The sequence below is a fragment of the Pseudomonas sp. HMSC08G10 genome, assembly GCF_001808425.1.
Lineage (GTDB): Bacteria > Pseudomonadota > Gammaproteobacteria > Pseudomonadales > Pseudomonadaceae > Aquipseudomonas > Aquipseudomonas guariconensis.
The window spans coordinates 12364-34352 of the sequence record NZ_KV793333.1; the positions used below are offsets into that span (position 1 = coordinate 12364).

Below are 21989 nucleotides of genomic sequence, written 5' to 3' on the forward strand. Positions count from 1 at the left end.
CCTGGAACTGCCTCCGTGCAGGCCGAACCAGGGGCGGTCCCCAGAGCTGCAAGCTTCAAGCTACAAGCCGCGAGCGAAATGCAGATCTGCGTTTGCTCGCCGCTTGAGGCTTACAGCTTGAAGCTTATTTCTCGTCGCGGATCGAGAAGTTGGCCATGTGCTCCAGGCCTTTGATCAGCGCCGAGTGGTCCCAGTTGCCGCCGCCCAGGGCGACGCAGGTGCTGAACACTTGCTGGGCGTTGGAGGTGTTGGGCAGGTTGATGCCCAGCTCCTTGGCGCCTTGCAGGGCCAGGTTCAGGTCCTTCTGGTGCAGGTTGATGCGGAAGCCTGGATCGAAGGTGCCCTTGATCATGCGCTCGGCGTGCACTTCCAGGATCTTCGAGGACGCGAAGCCGCCCATCAGCGCCTCACGAACCTTGGCCGGGTCTGCGCCGTTCTTGGCGGCGAACAGCAGGGCTTCGCCGACGGCCTGGATGTTCAGGGCGACGATGATCTGGTTGGCGACCTTGGCGGTCTGGCCGTCGCCGTTGCCGCCGACGCGGGTGATGTTCTTGCCCATGGCTTCGAACAGCGGCAGAGCGCGTTCGAAAGCCTTCGGGCAGCCGCCGACCATGATGCTCAGGGTGCCGGCCTTGGCACCGACTTCACCGCCGGAGACCGGCGCATCCAGGTAGGCAGCGCCGGTGGCCTTGATCTTCTCGGCGAAGACTTTGGTGGCGGTGGGGGAGATCGAGCTCATGTCGATCACGACTTTGTTCGGGCCTGCACCTTCGACAACGCCGTTCTCACCGAACAGGACGGATTCGACCTGCGGGGTATCCGGGACCATGACGATGATGAACTCGGCTTCCTGGGCCACTTCCTTCGGGTTGGCCAGGGCGACGGCGCCTGCAGCGACCAGGTTGGCAGGGGCGGCGTCGTGGTGGGTGGAGACGAACAGGCTGTGACCTGCCTTCTGCAGGTTCTGGGCCATTGGGTTGCCCATGATGCCGGTGCCGATGAAACCGATTTTAGCCATGAGAATGTGCCTCTTTATATTTGTAGAAATCTCAAGTGAGCCGCGGTCACTGCGGGAGCGGGTTTACCCGCGAAGCAGACACTTCGGTGGATGGCACCGGCTTGGCCGGTGTACGCGGGTGAACCCGCGTCCACGGTGTCTGCTGTATCCCACAGGGGCTGTACTCGGCTTTCAGATTGCGTTGTGGGTTTTCAGCCAGCCCAGGCCTGCTTCGGTGGTGGTCAGCGGCTTGTATTCCGCGCCCACCCAGCCCTGGTAACCGATGCGGTCCAGGTGCTCGAACAGGAAGCGATAGTTGATCTCGCCAGTGCCTGGTTCGTTGCGGCCGGGGTTGTCGGCCAGCTGGATGTGGTTGATCAGCTTCAGGTTGGCTTCCATGGTGCGAGCCAGGTCACCTTCCATGATCTGCATGTGGTAGATGTCGTACTGCAGGAACAGGTTGTCGCTGCCGACTTCGGCCTGGATCTCCAGGGCCTGCTTGGTGGTGTTCAGGTAGAAGCCCGGAATGTCACGGGTGTTGATCATTTCCATGACCAGGCGGATACCTGCAGCCTTGAGCTTGTCGGCGGCGTACTTGAGGTTGTCGACGAAGGTCTTGCGGACGGTGGCGCAGTCCGGGCCTTGTGGGCGGATGCCGGCCAGGCAGTTGACCTGGGTGTTGCCCAGTACCTTGGCGTATTCGATGGCCTTGTCGACACCGGCGCGGAATTCTTCGACGCGCTCAGGGTTGCACGCGATGCCGCGCTCGCCTTTGCCCCAGTCGCCGGCCGGCAGGTTGAACAGCACCTGGGTCAGGCCGTGGGCGTCGAGTTGCTGCTTGATCTCGGCGGCGCTGAAATCGTACGGGAAGAGGTATTCGACACCGCTGAAGCCAGCGTCGGCGGCGGCCTTGAAGCGGGCCAGGAAGTCCTGCTCGGTGAACAGCATGGACAGGTTGGCAGCGAAGCGAGGCATGGTTGTCTCCTTGCAGAAGAAGGCCCCCGGCACGGCCGGCGCGGGGGCGTCAGGCGGTCAGTCCAGCAGCGAGATCGCGGTAGGCGCGTCGTTGCCGACCAGGGCGAGGTCTTCGAACTCGTTGACCGCGTTGATCTCGGTACCCATGGAAATGTTGGTAACGCGCTCGAGGATCACCTCGACCACCACCGGCACGCGGAACTCTTCGGCCATCTTCTGCGCCTTGAGCAGGGCAGGGGCGATTTCAGCCGGTTCGAACACGCGCAGTGCCTTGCAGCCCAGGCCTTCGACCACGGCCACGTGATCGACGCCGTAGCTGCCCGCTTCGGTGGCGTTGATGTTCTCGAACGCCAGTTGTACACAGTAATCCATGTCGAAGCCACGCTGCGCCTGGCGGATCAGGCCCAGGTAGGCGTTGTTCACCAGCACGTGGACGTACGGCAGGTTGAACTGGGCGCCTACCGCCAGCTCTTCGATCATGAACTGGAAGTCGTAGTCACCGGACAGCGCGACGACTTTGCGCGAAGGGTCTGCCTTGACCACACCCAGGGCAGCCGGGATGGTCCAGCCCAGCGGGCCGGCCTGGCCGCAGTTGATCCAGTGACGTGGCTTGTACACGTGCAGGAACTGGGCGCCGGCGATCTGCGACAGACCGATGGTGCTGACGTAGCAGGTGTCCTTGCCGAAGACCTGGTTCATTTCTTCGTAGACGCGCTGCGGCTTGACCGGCACGTTGTCGAAGTGGGTCTTGCGCTGCAGGCTCGACTTGCGCTGCTGGCAATCTTCCAGCCACTCGCGACGGCACTTGAGCTTGCCGGCGGCTTTCCACTCGCGGGCCACTTCCAGGAAGGCATCCAGTGCGGCGCCAGCGTCAGAGACGATGCCCAGGTCCGGGGTGAAAACGCGACCGATCTGGGTCGGCTCGATGTCCACGTGAACGAACTTGCGGCCTTCGGTGTAGACGTCGACGGAACCGGTGTGACGGTTGGCCCAACGGTTACCGATACCGAACACCAGGTCGGATTTGAGCAGGGTGGCGTTGCCGTAGCGGTGCGAAGTCTGCAGGCCGACCATGCCGACCATCTGCGGGTGGTCGTCAGGAATGGTGCCCCAGCCCATCAGGGTCGGGATGACCGGTACGCCGGTCAGTTCGGCGAACTCGACCAGTTTCTCGCTGGCATCGGCGTTGATCACGCCACCGCCGGAAACGATCAGCGGACGCTCGGCTTCGTTGAGCATGGCCAGGGCTTTTTCAGCCTGGACACGGCTGGCGGCTGGCTTGTGGACTGGCAGTGGCTGGTAGGCGTCGATGTCGAATTCGATTTCGGCCATCTGCACGTCGAACGGCAGGTCGATCAGCACAGGGCCTGGACGGCCGGTGCGCATTTCGTAGAAGGCTTTCTGGAAGGCGTAAGGCACCTGGCCTGGCTCCAGAACGGTGGTGGCCCACTTGGTGACTGGCTTGACGATGTTGGTGATGTCAACGGCCTGGAAGTCTTCCTTGTGCAGACGAGCACGAGGCGCTTGGCCGGTGATGCAGAGAATTGGGATGGAGTCGGCCGAAGCGCTGTACAGACCGGTCACCATGTCGGTACCGGCAGGGCCGGAGGTGCCGATGCACACACCGATGTTGCCCGGGTTGGCGCGGGTGTAACCCTCGGCCATGTGGGAAGCGCCTTCGACGTGGCGAGCGAGGACGTGATCGATGCCACCGACTTTCTTCAGGGCCGAGTACAGCGGGTTGATAGCAGCCCCCGGAATGCCGAACGCGGTATCTACACCTTCACGGCGCATGACCAGAACGGCTGCATCGATTGCTCTCATTTTGCTCATGGTTTGTGCCTCATCGATTTTGTAATTGTATACAACTTGCTTTGCGACAGAGTGTATTCACGCTCGACGCTTTAGGTCAATCCATTTTCATCAGCGGAAGTGGCTTTCGTCGGGAAGCCTGTGAAAACGGCGTTTCGTCTGATCGTGCACGATCGTCTAAAATTATTGTATACAAAAAATCTCGCCGTTGTGTTCTATTGTCTCTATCCGGCTTTCAACTGCCCTTAGGGCTTCTCACAACAAGAAGAGGACCTTTCCATGAACGCATTGACCCTCAAAGTCGCCGTCAGCCTGGTGAACGCCGCGCTGTCAGCGGGTCGCAAGATCAACGCCGCTCCCTTGACGGTGGCGGTACTGGACGCTGGCGGGCACCTGCTGGCGCTGCAGCGCGAAGATGGCGCCAGCCTGCTGCGTCCGCAGGTGGCCATGGGCAAGGCCTGGGGGGCTGTCGCTTTGGGCAAGGGCTCGCGCCTGCTGGCGCTGGATGCGCAGCAACGCCCGGCATTCTTCGCCGCGCTCAATGGCTTGGGCGAAAGCCCGGTGGTACCGGCGCCTGGTGGTGTGCTGATTCGTGATCAGGCGGGCAAGGTGCTGGGTGCGGTAGGGATCAGCGGGGATACATCGGATATCGACGAGCAATGCGCGATCAGTGCGATCGAGGAGGCGGGGCTGAAGGCCGACGCTGGCGTAGCTGCATAAGTGTTTAATCCAGGGGCCGCTTCGCGCCCCTGTCGCGAAAAAAGGCCGCTCCCCTAGGTTCATCGCTGCCCTCGTAAGGGGGGGCTTTGTGCCTGGGGAGCGGCCTTTTGTCGCAGGGGCATGACGCGAGCTGCGTGCGGCTTTTTGTCGCGAAAGGGCTGCATCGCAGCCCGCAATCGAGTCAGGCGGCTTCGGGCTCGCAGCCTTTGAGCACCAGCCGGATGATGGTCTCGGCCGCTGCGTCATAGTCACTGTCGGCCAGCTTGGGCTTGCCGGTGACCACGGAGATCTGCCAGTCGAAATCGGCATAGGTCTGCGTCGCCGCCCAGATGCTGAACATCAGGTGATGCGGGTCGACCGGGGCGATCTGCTTGCGCTCGATCCAGTGCTGGATGCACTCGATGTTGTGCCGCGCCTGGTCGTTGAGCTGTTGCACCTGGTTGGGCGAGAGGTGCGGGGCACCGTGCATGATCTCGCTGGCGAACACCTTCGAGGCGTGGGGCAGGTCGCGGGAGATGCGGATCTTAGAGCGGATGTATCCGCTGAGCACTTCCTTGGGGTCGCCGTCGGGGTTGAACGGCGTGGAGGCCTGCATGATCGGCGCGATGATGCTTTCAAGGACCTCGCGGTAGAGGTTTTCCTTGGATTTGAAATAGTAATAGACGTTCGGCTTGGGCAGGCCGGCCTTGGCGGCGATGTCGCTGGTCTTGGTGGCGGCGAAGCCCTTGTCGGCGAATTCTTCGCTGGCCGCGCGCAGGATCAGCTCCTTGTTGCGCTCGCGAATGGTGCTCATGTCGGGAATCTTCCTTTGTCTGGCCACCTCTAAGAGAGGGTTCGGCATGGTAGCACCCGCCTTGTCGGGCGCTCAAGGCGGCCTCTTTCGGCTAGAATCGACCCACTCAATCCACGGGATGCAGGCAAACATGGCAGGAAGCAGTCTACTGGTACTGATCGACGACATCGCCACGGTGCTCGACGACGTTTCGGTGATGACCAAGGTCGCGGCGAAGAAGACCGCGGGGGTGCTGGGCGACGACCTGGCACTCAACGCCCAGCAGGTCACCGGGGTGCGCGCAGATCGCGAGATTCCGGTGGTGTGGGCGGTGGCCAAGGGCTCGCTGGTGAATAAAGCGATCCTGGTGCCGGCGGCATTGCTGATCAGTGCGTTCATCCCTTGGGCGGTGACACCCTTGCTGATGCTCGGTGGCGCCTACCTGTGTTTCGAGGGCTTCGAGAAACTGGCGCACAAGTTCCTGCACAGCAAGGACGAAGACCAGGCGCAGCACAACGCGCGCAACGAGGCCCTGGCCGATCCGAACATCGACCTGGTGGCCTATGAGAAAGACAAGATCAAGGGTGCGGTGCGCACCGACTTCATCCTCTCGGCGGAAATCATCGCCATCACCCTGGGCATCGTCGCCGATTCGCCGCTGACTCAGCAGATCGTCGTGCTCTCGGGCATCGCCGTGGTGATGACCATCGGCGTTTACGGCTTGGTGGGCGGCATCGTCAAGCTCGACGACCTGGGCTTGTGGATGACGACCAAGACGTCCAGCCTGGCCCGCGCCGTAGGCAATGGCATCCTGCGGGCTGCGCCGTACATGATGAAAAGCCTCTCGGTGATCGGCACCGCGGCCATGTTCTTGGTCGGTGGAGGCATCCTGGTGCATGGCATCGAGCCGCTGCATCACGCCATCGAGGCATTCAGCGAAGGGCGGGGCGGGTCGTTGACCGGCGGCCTGCTCAATGGCGTGGCCGGCGTGGTGGCTGGCGGTGTGGTGCTGGCGCTGGTAGGCGTGCTGGGCAAGGTTTGGCGGGCGCTGCGGCCCGCTCGCTAGCGAGGGCCGCAGCCCAGTTCGTGACGGCACAAGGCCGTTCCCACGCCTGTGAGGAACGGCCTTGTTGCGACTGGGCCGCGCAGCAGCCCCTCCACTCAGATCAGAAGTGGTACTTGAGCAGGAAGCTCATGGTGTTCTGATCGGTGGTGAAGCCATCGCTGTCTTTGATGCCGTACTTGTTCTTCCAGTAGTCGTACTCGATACCTACGTACAACTGCTTCTCGCCCACCTTCAGCGCCTTGCCCAGGTCATACTTGACCTGTGGATTGAAGTGCAGGTTCGCGTGGTAGTCGCCACGGCGGTTCTCGTCGTTGTCCACGACCCAGTCCATGAAGCCGTCGATGAGGATGTCCGACGAACCCACGGGAATGGTGTAGGACCAGACCGGGGTGATCTGCCAGACGTTGTCACCCGGACGGCTGCCGTCGGTAGTGCGCTGGTAGAAGTTCAGCTGGAAGTAGTCAAAGCCTGGGATGGCCAGGTCGAAGCCAGGACCGATCAGGTAGGACTCGGTGTCGCCCTCGCCGAACTCATAGGTCATGGCCAGCAGCACGTCCTTGATCGGGCCGAACTCGAGCTTCTGGTCGAAGATCTTGCCGAACGACAGACGCGGGCTGATCTCGCCGTAGTAGGTGTTGGGGCCGTTGTTCGCGTCTTTCTTGCCTTGGTAGAAGATCTTGTCGATGAAGATGAAGTTATCGCCGTACTTCCACCCGTCGGCATGTTCGAAGGTGACGGTCTGTTGGGTTTCAGGGTTCACCTTGAAGTTCTTGCCCCACAGGTAGGTGAGGCTGTTGTTCTGCCATTGCAGCAGATCGCCGGCGAAGCTGGCACCGGAAGCCAGCAGGCCGCCGGCAAGAATCAGGCTGTTGATGGTACGCATTGCGCAGGTCGCTCCCTTGAGTGGATCTGTTGTCAGCGCTCTTGAGGCGCATTTTTTGTCTTTTGAGTCAGTTTTTTTCGATTGGCCACAGCTAATGGGCAAGAGCTGCGCCAACATTTCCGGTTGGTCACAACCATCCTGCTCGACTACGTTCTGAACGGATGAAATGGGTGTTTCAGGCTGGCAACACGTTGGCCAACCGCCCTAATTCATTGACTGAGCGGTCAGTAAACGCGGGCAGGATCCTTCCTGCCCTGATCGAGGGGGCGCGCAGATTACCCACTTGCGCGCCCGGCCTCAAGTACTCCGTCCGGGAGTAACTATGGCATAAAACCTGAACAGAGAGTCAACTTTTAGAAGTGTACTTTCACCAGGGCGCTGGTGACGCTCTGGTTGCTGTCGATGTTGCCGCTGTTGTCGATGCCGTACTTGTCTTTCCAGTAACTGTATTCGATACCCACATACAGCTGCTTGGCGCCCCAGTTGAGCGCCTTGCCCAGGTCGTATTTGACCTGTGGGTTGAACTGCAAGTTAGCGTGGTAAGTACCACGACGGGTCTCGTCGTTGTCCACCACCCAGTCGATGTAGCCATCGATGAGGATGTCGGACTTGCCCACGGGGATGGTGTAGGACCAGTTAGGCGTGATCTGCCAGACGTTATCACCCGGGCGGCTGCCTTCAGTGTTACGTACATAGAAGTTCAGGTTGAAATAATTGAAGCCCGGCACGTTCAGGGCAAAGCCAGGACCGATCAGATAGGCTTCGTTGTCACCTTCACCGCGCTCGTAGGTCATGGCGATCAGCACGTCCTTGACCGGGCCGAACGAGAGGTTGCGGTCGAAGATCCGGCCCAGCGACAGGCGAGGGCTGAATTCGCCATAGTAGGTGGTAGGGCCTTTGCTGGCATCGGCCTGGCCGTTGTAGAAGGTCTTGTCGATAAACAGGAAGGTGTCGCCGTACTTCCACCGGTTGGCGTGTTCGAACGTCACCGTCTGCTGAATGCCTGGGTTGACCTTGAAGTCCTTGCCGTACAGGTAGGTCAGGCTTTCGCCGTGCCACTCCAACAAGTCGCCCGCGACAGCGGGGAGGGTGGCCAGCAGGCTGCTGCCCAGCAACAGGGACGAAGTGATGCGTTTCATGTTGAGATTCCCGGTTCTTGTTCTTGTTTGTGGTTTGTGACGCGCAAGCGCGCCCCCTGCGACCCATGTGCGTGGGTCACCGGTGTTGCGGTTACTGCATGAAAGAGCGGGGCGGCAGGGTTGCCGCCCTTGGCTCAATGCTGGTGGGCTGCGTTATGCACGGCGCGCTCGGCGCCACCCAGGATGTTGAACAGCAGGTTCAGCACCAAGGCGCTGACCGTTGCCATGGCGATACCACTGTGGGTGATGGGTTCCATCCAGTGCGGCATCTGCGCGAAGAACTCCGGACGGACCACAGGGATCAGGCCAAAGCCCACGCTGACTGCGACCAGTAGCTGGTTGCGGCGGTCAGAGATGTCCGCTTCCTGAAGGATCTTGATCCCTGTGGCCGTGACCATGCCGAACATGGCGATGGACGCGCCACCCAGTACAGCGGGCGGGATCGAGGCGATCAGGAAGGCCGCCTTCGGCAGCAGGCTGAGCAGGATGAGCAGGGCGCCGGCGACGATGGTGACGTAGCGGCAGCGTACCCCGGTCATCTGCACCAGACCGATGTTCTGGGCGAAGGAGGAGTGGGTGAAGGTGTTGAAGAAACCTGCAACGAACGACGCACCGGCGTCGCACATCAGGCCACGACGCAGCATGCCAGGGGTGACTTCACGGTCGGTGACCTTGCCCAGCGCGAGGAACATGCCGGTGGACTCGACGAAGATGATCACCACCACCAGGCACATGGACAGGATCGGAGCCAGGCTGAAGGTCGGCATGCCGAAGTGCAGTGGGGTCACCACTTGCAGCCACGGTGCCTCGGACAGACCGGAAAGGTCCACCATGCCGATCGAACCGGCCAGGACGTAGCCCAGGCCCATGCCGACCAGCACCGAGACGTTGACCCAGAACCCCCGCATGAAGCGGTTGATCAGCAGGATCACAGCCAGCACCAAGCCTGCGACCAGCAGGTAGATCGGCGAGCCGAAGGTATCGGCTTCATGACCGCCACCGGCCCAGTTGACCGCAACCGGGAACAGCGAGAGGCCGATGGAGGTGATGACGGTACCGGTGACCAGCGGCGGGAAGAACCGTACGACTTTGGACATGAACGGGGCGATCAGCATGCCGAAGAATCCGGCGGCGATGGTCGCGCCGAAGATCCCCTGCAGGCCTACGCCGGGCATGCCGGCCATGGCGACCATGCTGCCGACGGCAGCGAAGCTGGCACCCATCATCACCGGCATGCGAATGCCGACGGGACCGATACCGAACGATTGGACCATGGTGGCAACGCCAGCGACCAGCAGGTCGGCGTTGATCAGGAAAGCGACTTCTTCACGAGACAGTCCGGCGGCCTGGCCGATGATCAAAGGCACGGCAATCGCACCTCCGTACATCAGCAGTACATGTTGCAGACCCACCAGGATCAGTTGGAACAGGGGCAGAGGCTGTCGTGGGGGCGCAACGGGGATGTACGCCTTGCGGGACTCGGACATGCAGCACCTCGAGTTTTGTTTTTATTCTCGGATCCAAGCCGCGAGCTTCAAGCGGCAAGCTTTAAAAAAGCTTGGGGTTCCCGCTTGAGGCTCAGGGCTCGATGCTTGCTTGTTACCTACTACTTACAGCTTGAGGTTTGAAGCTTGCAGCTTCGATCAGTTGACCGGAGCGCCTTTGGCGATCCAGGCACCGACCATGTTGCGTTCTTCCTGGGTCATCTGGGTGATGTTGCCCAGCGGCATGATCTGGCTGGCGACAGCTTGCGCCTGAATGCGCGCGGCCTGGGCCTGGATCTGCTGCGGAGTGTCGAACATCACGCCGGCGGGCGCAGCGCTGAACAGCGGGCTGGTCGGCTTGGCCGAGTGGCACACGGTGCAGCGTTCCTGGATGACAGTGTGGATCTTGTCGAACCCACCCGGGGCGGCCTGGGCGGTTGCCTGGGCAGGAGCTTCGGCCGGGGCGGCAGGTGCCTGGGCAGCCTTGGCGGCGTCTTCGGCACGTTGCTCGGCAGCGGTCTTACCACCGATGGCAGTCGCTGGCAGCGGTTGGTACTCGACCTTCGCCGCGGCTTGCTCAGGTGCGGTCGGCATCGGCTTCGGACCTGTCACGTAGGCCAGGCAGATCATCGCCAGGGCGCCGACAGGCAGGGTCCAGGCGTATTTGTTGCTTTCGTGACGGGTGTTGAAGTAGTGACGGATCAGTACCGCAGCCACTGCGATCCCGGCCAGGATCAGCCAGTTGTACTGGCTGCCGTAGGTGCTCGGGAAGTGGTTGCTGATCATGATGAACAGCACCGGCAGGGTGAAGTAGTTGTTGTGGCGCGAACGCAGCAGACCCTTGGCCGGCAGGACCGGATCAGGAGTTTCGTTCTTCTCGATGGCGGCCACCAGCTGGCGCTGGGCCGGCATGATGATGCGGAACACGTTGCCGACCATGATGGTGCCGATGATCGCGCCGGTGTGCAGGTATGCACCACGACCGCTGAACACCAGGCTGAAGCCGAAGCAGGCCGCGATGATCAGCACGAACAGGACGGCGCCGAGCAGGGCAGGGCGTTTGCCCAGGGGCGAATCGCACAGGAAGTCGTAGATGAACCAGGAGGCGACCAGCGAGCCGATACCGATGGCCACGCCTTCGGCACCGCTCAGGGTGCTGCCCGGTGCCAGCAGGTAGAGGCTCGGGTTCCAGTAGAACACCACGCAGAGCAGGGCGATACCGGACATCCAAGTGAAATAGGCTTCCCATTTGAACCAGTGCAGGTTCTCCGGCATCTTCGGCGGTGCGAGCTTGTACTTCTCAAGGTGGTAGATACCACCGCCGTGGATGGCCCAGAGGTCACCCGACAGACCTTCGCGCGGATTGCTCCGGTTCAGGTTGTTTTCCAGCCAGACGAAGTAGAACGATGCACCGATCCAGGCGATACCGGTGATCATGTGAACCCAGCGAATGCTCAGGTTCAGCCATTCGTGAAGGTGTGCTTCCACAGTATGTACCTCTTGCCGATCACCGAGACGATGACCGACCTTTTCTTATTGGTGGGGATTGAGGATCAGCATCTGATCCTCGGTGAAGTAATGCTCGTCGCAGTTGTTGCCGGAACCACTGCGATCAACCACCAGGAAATCATCCCGCTTTTCGATCGTCAGCACCGGGTGGTGCCAGACGCCGCGATGGTAATTAACGCCCTGCCTGCCATTACTGCGGAAGGCACGGACCAAGCCTGATACAGGTGCATCGCCAACTGGCGCGACCACGATCAGAAAGGGGTTGCCGAGCAGCGGGATGAAAGCCTGGCTGCCCAGCGGATGGCGTTCCAGCATGCGGACGGTCAGTGGCATCTCCAGGGCATCGGCGCGGAAGATGCTGATGATCGCTTTGTCCTCGGGCTCGGCGGTTTCGACCGTGGCGAGCTTATGGAAGCGCATGGTCGAACCGTTGTTGATCATGAAGTGGTCGCTGCCGTCGGTTTCGATCACGTCACCGAAAGGGGCGAAGGCTTCTTTGGTCAGGGGCTCGATCACTAAAGTGCGCATGCGGTTATCTCTTTGTTCTGTGTTCTGTTTAGGGTGTGGGCCGAGCCCCGGGGCGAGTGTGTCGCACGCTCGGGGCGGCCATCGCACCATCTTTTAAAGTTGCAGCAGGCGGAACAGGGCGATCAGGTTGATCTGCGCCAGAGCTTCCTTGAATTCGGCATCGGCGTCGTTGTGGATGCGCTTTTCGAAGGCGGCCAGGATCTGGTGCCGGTTGCTGCCTTTGACCGCCATGATGAACGGGAACTTGAACTTGGCCTTGTAGGCGTCGTTGAGTTCGGTGAAACGGGCGAACTCTTCGGCGGTGCACTGGTGGATACCGGCGCCGGCCTGTTCATTGGTGCTGGACTCGGTCAGCTCGCCCTGGATGGCGGCCTTGCCAGCCAGATCCGGGTGAGCATTGATCAGCGCCAGTTGATCCTCATGGTTGGCGCTGAGCAGGATGTCGCTCATGCGCTGGTGCAGCGCCTCGATCTCGTCCAGTTCGCCCAGCTGACCCAGGTCGTAGGCTTTTTCTGCAACCCACGGGGAGTGCTCATAGATGTCAGCGAAGGCCTTGACGAAGGCGTCGCGGTCCAGGGTCGATGGCTTGAGGGTCTTGAAGGCGGTCATCAGGCGTTCTCGTTCTTGTACGGGTGGGTGGCGTGCCAGTGGCGGGCGATGTCCACGCGGCGGGCGAACCAGACCTGGTCATGGCTCTTGGCGTATTCGACGAAGCGCTTGAGCGCAGCCAGGCGAGCCGGGCGGCCGACCAGGCGGCAGTGCAGGCCGATCGAAAGCATCTTCGGCGCCTCGGCGCCTTCTGCGTAGAGCACGTCGAAGGCGTCCTTGAGGTACTGGAAGAACTGCTCGCCGCAGTTGAAGCCCTGGACCTGGGTGAAGCGCATGTCGTTGGTGTCCAGGGTGTAGGGGATCACCAGGTGCGGCTTGCCGGTCGGGTTGTTCGGCTCCCAGTAGGGCAGGTCATCGTCGTAGGTGTCGCTGTCATAGAGGAAGCCACCTTCCTCCATCACCAGGCGGCGGGTGTTCGGGCCGGTGCGGCCGGTGTACCAGCCCAGCGGGCGTTCGCCGGTCAGTTCGGTGAGGATGCGGATGGCCTCGAGCATGTGCTCGCGCTCTTGCTGCTCATCCATGTACTGGTAGTCGATCCAGCGGTAGCCGTGGCTGCAGATCTCATGGCCGGCTTCGACCATGGCGCGGATCACGTCGGGGTGGCGTTGGGCAGCCATGGCGACGGCGAAGATGGTCAGCGGAACGCCAGTTTCCTTGAACAGCTTGAGCAGGCGCCAGACGCCGGCGCGGCTGCCGTATTCGTAGAGCGACTCCATGCTCATGTTGCGCACGCCTTGCAGAGGCTGGGCGGCAACCATCTCGGACAGGAAGGCTTCGGATTCTTTGTCACCGTGCAGGACGTTGCGTTCGCCACCTTCTTCATAGTTGAGCACGAAGGACAGAGCGATGCGTGCGTTCCCCGGCCAGTGCGGGTGAGGTGGGTTGTTGCCGTAACCGATCAGGTCGCGAGGGTAGTCAGCGCTCACTGCAGTCTTCCTTCTTGTACGTTAGTGCGGGTGGTGGGCGGACCGCGTCGGGATGTCGCACCACCGGATGAGGGTGATTGTATACAAGTTCTGAAATCATTTGTAAGCCTGTTTTTCCGCATTTCTTCCCTTTTGTCGGCTGGGAATGGGTTGCAAGAAACCTGCCTGAGCGGTCAGATAACGACATCGAGGTCGGCATGGGGCCTGTCTTTGCGGTGAATGCCATATTTATCGAGAGGGCGAGAGGGTTGTGCAAGAGGGGTTCAAAAAATTGTGTACAATTTATCGAGAAAGTGTCTTAATGGCCCCATTGCCGCACACCGCAGGCCTTTGGCGCGGTGATTGCCGTGTATTTTTTGCCCACGCATACGACAAGAGGCGACAAGCAAATGGGACGTTTGACCACACACGTACTGGATGCCGCTCACGGCTGCCCGGGCAGCTCGATCAAGGTTGAGCTGTACCGTGTCGAAGGCCAGCAACTGGAGCTGGTGAACACTGCCCTGACCAACAGCGATGGCCGCGTCGACGCGCCGCTGCTGCAGGGTGAAGACTACCGCACGGGTGTCTACCAGCTGCAATTCAGCGCCGGTGACTACTACCGCGCCCGTGGCGTGAAATTGCCGGAGACCGCATTCCTGGATGTGGTTGTCCTGCGCTTCGGTATCGATGAGAAGCAAGAGCACTACCACGTGCCGCTGCTGATCTCGCCGTACAGTTACTCGACCTATCGTGGAAGCTAGTTGGTCGCTAGAAGAATCTTCGTAGGTCCTTATGCCCGCTCTCACACTGGCGGGCTTTTTTTTGCCTGCTGTTTGGCAACTGCCTGTTCAGCGTTCGCGCAGCGCCTCTGTCCGGGCCTTGAGCACCGGTTTCAACAGGTAATCGAGCACACTCTTGCGCCCGGTGATGATGTCCACGGTGGCCACCATGCCCGGAATGATCAGCAAGGGTTTGTTGTCCCCGCCCAGGTGGTTCTTCTCGGTTCGCACCTGGATCAGGTAGAAGGCGTTGCCCTTGTCGTCGGTCACGGTATCGGCACCGATCAGCTCGAGCTTGGCCTTGAGCCCGCCATAGATGGTGTAGTCATAGGCGCTGAACTTGACCATCGCCGTCTGCCCTGGGTGCAGGAAGGCGACATCCTGCGGGCGCACCTTGGCCTCGATCAGCAGGTTGTCTTCGATCGGCACGATCTCGACCAGATCGCTGCCGGGCTGTACCACGCCGCCAATGGTATTGACCTTGAGCAGCTTGATGATCCCGCGCACTGGCGAAACCACCGTCGTCCGGTTGACCCGGTCGTCGATGGCGATGCTGGTGGCGGTAATCTTCGACAGCTCCGTGCGTTTGTCGTTGAGCTCCTTGGCGGCCTCGGAGCGGAAGGTGGCGTCGGACTCCTGGATCTTGCTCTTGATCTCCGCCACGGCCGCTTCGGCCCGGGGGATCGCCAGGCTGGTGGCATTGAGCTGACCGCGTGCCTCCACGGCGCGTTGCTTCAGGCGCAGGATCTCCACTGGCGAAATCGCCCCGGTGCCCACCAGCGGGGTGGACATGTTCAGTTCCTGTTGCAGCAGGCCCAGGGCCGAGCGGTACTGGTCCACCTTGGAGCGAAATTCGGCCAGCTCCTGAGTCTTCTGTCGCAGTTGTTCGTTGAGGGTCTGCTTCTCGCTTGCCAGGCGGCGCTGGCGCGACTCATACAGGGCCGTTTCGTCTTCGGCCACCTGGGGCGCTTTGGCGCGCACTTCGTCCGAAAGGTTGAACGGGCGGCCTTCGGATTCGGCCGATAAACGCTCGACCTGGGCTGTCAGGGCATAGCGGTCGGCTTCGCTTTCGCCTTTGTTGGAGAGAAACCGCGTGTCGTCCAGGCGCAGCAGGGTGGCGCCTTTGTCGACCATCTGGCCTTCGCGCACGAAGATCTCGGTGACGATACCGCCTTCGAGGTTCTGCACCACCTGGACCTTGCTCGACGGGATGGCCTTGCCTTCGCCCACAGTGACCTCATCGACCACCGCGAAGTGGGCCCAGGCCAGCGCTGCGAGCAGCAGTGCGGCCGTCAGCCACACGGTCAGTCGCGACAGGCGGGGGGAGTCCTGCAAGGTGGCGCCGGCCAGCTCCGGCATATAGTCGCGTTCGGCGCGCTTGTCGTTGCCGTGGGGGCTGCGGATGCTCTGGCTCAGGGACATGACCTACCTCTCTTTGACCCACGCGATACTCACGGATTTGGCCGGGGCCTGTGGGCGGGCTCGTCTGCCGGGCGGTGACGCACCTTGCGTAAACCTGCTCCCGTCTGGCTCGCGGAGTCCGCGGGCTTTGTTTGCTTCCTATACGGCAGCACCGATGCGGCCTTTTCGCAGGGCGTCGATGACCGCGTCCTTCGGCCCGTCGGCGACGACCTTGCCGTTGTCCAGCACTACCAGCCGGTCCACCAGGCTCAGCAGGGACGTGCGATGGGTGACCAACACCACGGTCTTACCCGCAACACAAGCCAGCAGGCGTTGACGCAGTTGCTCCTCGCTGCTGTTGTCCATGTGGCTGGTGGGTTCATCGAGGATCAGGATCGGCGGCTCCAGCAGCAATGCCCGCGCCAGCAACACGCACTGGCGTTGGCCGCCGGACAGCAACTGGCCACGCTCACCCACCGGGCGGTCGAAGCCTTGCGGATGCAGGCGGGCCAGTTCGCTGACGCCGGTCAGCTCTGCCACCTCGAGCATGCGCGCGTCGCTGACATGGCGGGCACCCAAGGTGAGGTTGTCGCGCAGGCTGCCGGCCAGCAGCGGCAGGTCATGGGCGACATAGCCCATTTGCACGCGCAGGTCGGCGATATCCAGCTGGCGCAGGTCGAGGTTGTCCAGTAGCACCTGGCCTTCGTCCGGATGATGAAAGCCCATCAGCAGGCGGGCGAGTGTGCTCTTGCCCGAGCCGCTGCGCCCGATGATGCCGATGCGCTCGCCGGGCTGCAGAGTCAGGTGCACGTCCTGCAGGGCAAGGGTGTTCTGCCCGGGGTAGCGAAAGCTCACATGATTGAGGGCAAGACCACCTTTGAGCGTGGTGTGTTCCAAGGCCTGGTGCTCGGCTTGGCGCTCCTGGGGCAGGGCCATGAGGGCGTCGGTGCTACGCATGGTCAGTTGGGCTTGCTGATAGCGGGTGATCAGGCCGGCGATCTGCCCCAATGGCGCCAGGACCCGACTGCCGAGCATGTAGCTGGCCACCAATGCGCCGACGCTGAGGTTGCCGGCGATGATGCTGTAGACCCCGGCGACAATGGTGGCCATGCCACAGAACTGCTGGATGAACAGCGTGCCGTTGCTGGCCAGGGAGGACAGATTGCGGGCATGGGCATCGAGGCGGGCGATGGCGCCGTTGGTGTGTTCCCACTGGTACTGACGCTCGCTTTCGGCGCCGCAGGCCTTGAGTGTCTCCAGCCCGCCGAGGGTCTCGATCAGCAGGGCCTGGCGGACCGAGCCCAGGCTCAGGCTTTTTTGTACGGTGTCGCGCAGGCGCACCTGGATGAACAGGGCAAACGCCACGGCCACGGGAAAAGCGATCAGCGGGATCAACACCAGCCAGCCGCCGAGCAGGCCGATCACCAGCAGCATCAGCACCACGAATGGCAGGTCGATGATGCTGGTGAGCGTGACGGCGGTGAGGAATTCGCGCAGTCCCTGGAAGTCATGAATGCTCTGGGCGAAGCCGCCGATGGTGGCGGGCCGGGCCTTCATGGACATGCCGGTGATGCGTTCGAAGAGGGTGGCCGAGAGAATCAGGTCGGTCTTCTTGCCGGCCTGGTCCAGCAGATGGGCGCGCACCATGCGCAGCACCAGTTCGAAAGCCGTGCCAATGAACAGGCCGACGACCAGTACCCAGAGGGTCGACAGCGCCTGGTTGGGCACCACCCGGTCGTAGGTCTGCATGACGAACAAGGGCACCATCAGCCCCAGCAGGTTGATCAGCAGACTGGCCAAGAGGGCATCGCCATACAGCCAGCGCGAATGTTTGAGGGTATCGCGAAACCAGGCGTCAACCCGCGGGATCAGGGGCGTGCGCAGGTTCTCCAAGGTGTGTCGAGGGCGGGCGAACAACGCCTGACCGGCATAGGCCTGCTCCAGCGATTCGCGTTCGACCCATTGTTCGCCACCTTCGGCTTCACAGGGCAGGATCAATGCCCGGCCATCATTGCCCCAGCGCTGCAGCACGGCGCTACGCCCGTCCTTGAGCATCAACAAAACCGGCAGGTTGAGTTCCGAGATGTTGGCCAGAGTGCGTTCCAGTACCCGTGCCTGAAGCCCTGCGCGGGCAGCGGCGCGGGGCAGCAGTTCAAGGGGCAGGCGCTGGTCGGCCAAGGGTAGGCCACTGCACAAACCGGCACGGCTGGCGGGGCAGCCGTGCAGCTTGCACAGAATCAGCAGGCCATCGAGCAAAGGATCATCAACATCCAGGCGCGGTTGCGCGCTTTGCATACTGGTCACGATGGTCTACTCCTGCCGCGGTGGAAACCAATCCTTTTCGGATGAACAGCCAGCAGTGCGCACGAACTACCGCATGTCGGGCAACCGGGCTTCGTTACGCACTTCGGTCTTGGCGATGGCCTCAGGCGGCAGCGAAATACGTTGCTTGCTCAGAAGCTCGCCCATGTTCGCCAGCACGCGATACATGGAGAACTCCTCGGTATAGCGCACTTCGGTGTAACGACGGTTGGCGTTGTACAGCTCGTTTTCGCTGTCGAGCAGGTCGAGCAGGGTACGCTGACCAAGGCCGAACTGGTCTTGGTAGGCGGCGCGCACCCGTTGGGTGGTCTCGGCGTATTCGCGGGCGGTCGGGGTCTGCTTGCGCGCATTGTTCATGGCGTTCCAGGCGAGGCTCAGGTTCTCGTTGAGCTCGCGCAGGGCATTGTTGCGGATGTCCATGGCCTGGTTGATCTTGTGCGCGTCCGACTGCAGGCGCGCCTTGTCGCTGCCGCCGCGGAACAGGTTGTAGTTGAGCTCGACACCGGCCTGCCAGTCGTTGTTGTCATGGCCGCGCTGGCCGGCGATGTTGTTGTTGGCGCCGGTGGCCAGCACGGCGTCCAGGCGTGGGTAGAAGGGTGACTTGGCCACTTCGTACTGTTGCTCGGCGGCATTCACGTCGGCCTGGGCCGATTTGAGGTAGGGGTTGTTCTCCAGCATGCCCTGGCGTGCCTGCTCCAGGGTGGTGGGCACCTCGCCCTTGATGGTGGTCGGTGTTTCGAGCTCATCGGGCATGCGTCCGACCACGCTGTAGAAGTTGGCCTCGGCGTCGGCCAGATCGACTTCGGCAGTGTCCAGGTTGTTCTCGGCCAAGGCCCGGCGGGCACGGGACTGGTCCAGGTCGGCATTGCTGCCCACGCCGCGTTCGCTGCGAAGCCCGATCTGGTCATTGACCCGCAGGTGGGCTTGCAGGTTGTTCTTGGCCAGGGTCACCAGTTCGCGACGCTTGAGCACCTCCAGGTACACCTCGATCGCACGCAACGCCACCGTTTCGGCCGTCGCCTGGGTGAAGTAGGCACGGGAGTTGGCCACTGCCTCGGTACGGCCCACCTCGTTGGCGGTATTGAAACCGTCGAAGAGCATCTGCCGCAAACGCAGTTCCGACTGGGTGTAGCTGAGGGTTTCCTTGTTGTGGTTGCGCGAACCATCAGGGTTGAAGCCACGGGTATTGGTGTTGTCGGAGCGTTGGCGACCATAGCCTGCTATGAGGTCGACACTGGGGTAATAGCCCCCACGCGCGAACTTCACATCTTCATCAGCCGACAAACGGCTGTTACGGCTGGCGCTGATTTCGGGATGTTGGTCCACCGCGTTCTGTACAGCCTCGGTGATCGACATCGCCTGAGAGTTGGCGCATGCCATGGCCAACAGAATTGCACTGGTGATGGGGGTTAGAACGCGCATGGAGTACATCTCCCTGGTCTCGAAAAAGTCCTGCAATCGCCAAAAAAATGACGAAAAATAAGAGTCAAACCGTTTCAGGTTTGTAACAACAGAGCTAAGAACATTTACCAGGCGAACTAAGAAGATTTCCTCATAAGATTTATGCGAAAAAAAACTTATGCGCTCTAAGAAATACCGGACATTGTTCTACTCAGGTCGTCCGTTGAATAAGCGCACACGCTTTGTTTTTCGGGCCTCTGAGAAAAGTTCCCGTTTTTCTTGCAGCAGAGGGCAGGGATCTAACGAGGGGAGGGAGGCAGGACGTTATTTGGCGACATTTTATTGACATCTGTCATTTTGCCATCGCGTTTTGCCAGGTTCATCGTCGACGATCATCCATAAGCCTTGATCACCCGTGAAATCGGGGCCTGGCGCAGTTATCGACGCATCGCTGCGTGCATGGTCAACGCTGCGAATTCCTCCTTCCTCCAAAAGCCTCGCGTTGCGGGAATCACTCGGCAATGGAGGCATTGGTTCATGGCTAAATCACTTGGTGTGGTCAGCAAGGTTGTCGGGCAAGTCTTCGCGGTCGGTCAGGACGGCACCCGTCGGGTCTTGGTCGAAGGTGACCGGCTGTATGCCGGAGAGCAACTCGAGACCGGCGCCGCGGGGGCTGTAGCCGTGCACCTGGATAACGGTGGCGAGCTCACCCTGGGGCGCGACAGCAGCCTTGAGCTGCGGCCGGAGCTGTTGGCCCACCCGGCGGGGCATGTGCAGGGCCCTGAAGCGATAGCGCCCAGTGAGGCTGACTTGAGTGATGTCGAGCGCTTGCAAAAGGCAATTGCCGCAGGTGCTGACCCGAGCCAGGAGGCCGAGGCCACGGCGGCAGGCCCCAGCAGCACCGGCGCGCCCGGTGCGGTGGGCGGTGGCCATAGCTTCGTATTGCTGACCGAGGTGGCCGGGCGCGTCGACCCGGTGATCGGTTTCCCCACCGCAGGGTTCAATGGCATCCCTGAGTTCACGATTCCCGATGCCGGGGATAGGCGCTTCGATGATGATCGCCGACCGGTAACCGATGGCCCAGACGATCCCGATAATCCGGTCACCCTGCACGGACTGGACGTCGCCGGAGGCGAGCTGACCCTGCAAGAGGCCCATCTGCCGCACGGTTCGGCCAGTAACCCTGGTGCCTTGACCCAGGGCGGCAGCTTCACTGTGTCGGCGCCCGATGGCGTGTTCAACCTCAATGTCGGCGGTATCAATGTCGTCACGGGAGGCGTGGTAACGGGTGTCGGCCAGTCGCTGACCACCGCCTTGGGCAATGTCCTGACCATCACCGGATATGACCCGGTCACCGGTACGGTCAGCTACAGCTACACCCTGGCGACCGCCGGAGGCGCCCAGGCAGTCAGTGAGCAGCTCTCGGTACATGTCAGCGACACCAATGGAAGTGTGGCCAGTGGCACCCTGGACGTTCGCATCGTCGACGACATGCCCAAGGCCCTGGACGACAGCAACCCAACGGTGGCGACCGAGCAGCAGACCACCTTGACCGGCAATGTGCTGAGCAACGATGTGCAGGGGGCTGACCGTGTGCCTTCCGGGCCGATCACCGCCGGTACCTATGTCGGCACCTACGGCACCTTGGTGCTGGCGGCCGACGGGTCCTACACCTACACGCTGAACACCAACGACCCGGACTTCATCAACCTGCACGGTGGCGGCTCGGGCGTGGAGCACTTCACCTACACCTTGACCGACGCGGACGGGGACAGCAGCACGGCGACGCTGGTGCTCAATGTCACCAACCTCAACGACCCGGTTACCCTCGATGGGCTGGCTGTAAAAGGGGGCGAGCTCACCGTTCACGAGAAGCACCTGGGCGACGGCAGTGCCCCCGATGCCTTGGCATTGACGCAAAGCGGGACCTTTACCGTCACAGCAGCCGATGGCCTGCAAACGCTGGTCGTTGGGGGAATCACCCTGGTCAATGGCGGGGTGGTGGCAGGCTTCCCGCAATCGATCACCACACCGCTGGGCAATACCCTGACCGTGACCGGCTACAACCCGGCCACTGGCGTCGTCAGCTACAGCTACACCCTGACCGACAATCAGGCGCACCCGAACGCCGATGGCGCCAACAGTGTGAGCGAAAGCTTTACCGTCGTTGCGACCGACAGCGATGGCAGCAGTGCTAGCGGCAGCATCGACGTGAACATTGTCGACGATGTGCCTCAAGCCAACCCCGATACCAAATCCATCGTGCACGAAGGCGGGGTGGTCACCGGCAACGTATTGCACAACGATGTGGTTGGGGCCGATGGTGCTCCTGAGGGTAAGGCCGTGGTCGGCGTAAGGGCTGGCAGCGATACCTCGACACCTGTTCATGGCGATGTTGGCACCCAGATCATGGGCACCTATGGCTACCTGATCCTCAATGCTGACGGCAGCGCCACCTACCACGCCAATCCCAACAGCGTGGCGGGTGCCGGTGCGACCGACACCTTCGTCTACACCATCCGCGACGCCGACGGCGACGAGAGCACCACCACCGTCACTATCAAGGTGCTGGATAGTGGACTGTCGGTCAGTGGGGCGGACCGTGATGTAACGGTTTACGAGAAAGCCCTGGACCTGAACCAGGATGGCAAAGACCTGGCGGCTGGCAACGTCACCGGCAGCGA

General features: G+C 61.7%; 18 protein-coding genes. 4 read left to right on the top strand and 14 right to left on the bottom strand.

Features of this window, described 5'->3' with window-relative positions; all coding sequences use genetic code 11:
* Positions 1–124: 124 nt before the first annotated feature.
* From HMPREF3173_RS21970 to gcl, 3 genes are all read right to left on the bottom strand, one after another.
* Positions 125–1018, bottom strand: a complete 894-nt coding sequence (locus HMPREF3173_RS21970) for a 2-hydroxy-3-oxopropionate reductase (protein WP_070576728.1) — start codon at positions 1016–1018, stop codon at positions 125–127.
* A 171-nt stretch (positions 1019–1189) separates the two neighbouring features.
* The gene (hyi, locus tag HMPREF3173_RS21975) at positions 1190–1972 is read right to left on the bottom strand and encodes a hydroxypyruvate isomerase (RefSeq protein WP_070576732.1); all 783 of its coding nucleotides are present in this window, start codon (positions 1970–1972) and stop codon (positions 1190–1192) included.
* 57 nt (positions 1973–2029) lie between these two features.
* Entirely contained in the window at positions 2030–3805 is a 1776-nt protein-coding gene (gene gcl, locus HMPREF3173_RS21980; RefSeq protein WP_043214870.1) for a glyoxylate carboligase, read from the bottom strand.
* 258 nt (positions 3806–4063) lie between these two features.
* Between gcl and HMPREF3173_RS21985 the strand changes: the two genes are divergently transcribed.
* On the top strand, positions 4064–4504 hold the full coding sequence (locus tag HMPREF3173_RS21985; protein ID WP_043214867.1) for a GlcG/HbpS family heme-binding protein: 441 nt from the start codon (positions 4064–4066) through the stop codon (positions 4502–4504).
* A 181-nt stretch (positions 4505–4685) separates the two neighbouring features.
* Here the strand turns inward: HMPREF3173_RS21985 and HMPREF3173_RS21990 are convergent, their stop codons facing one another.
* The gene (locus tag HMPREF3173_RS21990) at positions 4686–5297 is read right to left on the bottom strand and encodes a TetR/AcrR family transcriptional regulator (protein ID WP_043214865.1); all 612 of its coding nucleotides are present in this window, start codon (positions 5295–5297) and stop codon (positions 4686–4688) included.
* 130 nt (positions 5298–5427) lie between these two features.
* Here HMPREF3173_RS21990 and HMPREF3173_RS21995 point away from each other — a divergent pair, with 130 nt between their 5' ends.
* The gene (locus HMPREF3173_RS21995) at positions 5428–6342 is read left to right on the top strand and encodes a DUF808 domain-containing protein (protein WP_043214878.1); all 915 of its coding nucleotides are present in this window, start codon (positions 5428–5430) and stop codon (positions 6340–6342) included.
* A 100-nt stretch (positions 6343–6442) separates the two neighbouring features.
* Here the strand turns inward: HMPREF3173_RS21995 and HMPREF3173_RS22000 are convergent, their stop codons facing one another.
* The 7 genes from HMPREF3173_RS22000 to puuE all read right to left on the bottom strand — a co-directional run bounded on the left by HMPREF3173_RS22000 (position 6443) and on the right by puuE (position 13420).
* Positions 6443–7225 (bottom strand): outer membrane protein OmpK, encoded by a 783-nt coding sequence (locus tag HMPREF3173_RS22000; RefSeq protein WP_070576735.1) that lies wholly within the window; start codon positions 7223–7225, stop codon positions 6443–6445.
* A gap of 353 nt (positions 7226–7578) precedes the next feature.
* Entirely contained in the window at positions 7579–8364 is a 786-nt protein-coding gene (locus HMPREF3173_RS22005; protein WP_043214861.1) for an outer membrane protein OmpK, read from the bottom strand.
* 134 nt (positions 8365–8498) lie between these two features.
* Entirely contained in the window at positions 8499–9851 is a 1353-nt protein-coding gene (locus HMPREF3173_RS22010) for a nucleobase:cation symporter-2 family protein (RefSeq protein ID WP_043214859.1), read from the bottom strand.
* Positions 9852–10007: 156 nt separating this feature from the next.
* Positions 10008–11336, bottom strand: coding sequence for a urate hydroxylase PuuD (locus HMPREF3173_RS22015; protein ID WP_070576737.1), 1329 nt, complete (start codon positions 11334–11336; stop codon positions 10008–10010).
* Positions 11337–11381: 45 nt separating this feature from the next.
* Positions 11382–11885, bottom strand: coding sequence for an ureidoglycolate lyase (locus tag HMPREF3173_RS22020; RefSeq protein WP_043214855.1), 504 nt, complete (start codon positions 11883–11885; stop codon positions 11382–11384).
* A gap of 93 nt (positions 11886–11978) precedes the next feature.
* The gene (uraD, locus tag HMPREF3173_RS22025) at positions 11979–12494 is read right to left on the bottom strand and encodes a 2-oxo-4-hydroxy-4-carboxy-5-ureidoimidazoline decarboxylase (protein WP_043214853.1); all 516 of its coding nucleotides are present in this window, start codon (positions 12492–12494) and stop codon (positions 11979–11981) included.
* The gene (gene puuE, locus HMPREF3173_RS22030) at positions 12494–13420 is read right to left on the bottom strand and encodes an allantoinase PuuE (RefSeq protein ID WP_043214851.1); all 927 of its coding nucleotides are present in this window, start codon (positions 13418–13420) and stop codon (positions 12494–12496) included. Before puuE ends, uraD begins: the two co-directional genes overlap by 1 nt.
* Positions 13421–13809: 389 nt before the next feature.
* Between puuE and uraH the strand changes: the two genes are divergently transcribed.
* A complete protein-coding gene (gene uraH, locus HMPREF3173_RS22035) occupies positions 13810–14163 on the top strand; it encodes a hydroxyisourate hydrolase (protein WP_043214849.1) in 354 nt (117 codons plus the stop codon).
* An 87-nt stretch (positions 14164–14250) separates the two neighbouring features.
* Here the strand turns inward: uraH and HMPREF3173_RS22040 are convergent, their stop codons facing one another.
* From HMPREF3173_RS22040 to HMPREF3173_RS22050, 3 genes are all read right to left on the bottom strand, one after another.
* A complete protein-coding gene (locus tag HMPREF3173_RS22040; RefSeq protein ID WP_043214847.1) occupies positions 14251–15603 on the bottom strand; it encodes an HlyD family type I secretion periplasmic adaptor subunit in 1353 nt (450 codons plus the stop codon).
* 138 nt (positions 15604–15741) lie between these two features.
* Entirely contained in the window at positions 15742–17877 is a 2136-nt protein-coding gene (locus tag HMPREF3173_RS22045; RefSeq protein WP_139146886.1) for a type I secretion system permease/ATPase, read from the bottom strand.
* Positions 17878–17952: 75 nt separating this feature from the next.
* Positions 17953–19326, bottom strand: a complete 1374-nt coding sequence (locus tag HMPREF3173_RS22050; RefSeq protein ID WP_070576742.1) for a TolC family outer membrane protein — start codon at positions 19324–19326, stop codon at positions 17953–17955.
* Between the two features lie 516 nt (positions 19327–19842).
* Here HMPREF3173_RS22050 and HMPREF3173_RS22055 point away from each other — a divergent pair.
* A partial coding sequence (locus HMPREF3173_RS22055) for a retention module-containing protein (RefSeq protein ID WP_139146885.1) occupies positions 19843–21989 on the top strand: 2147 nt, incomplete at its 3' end.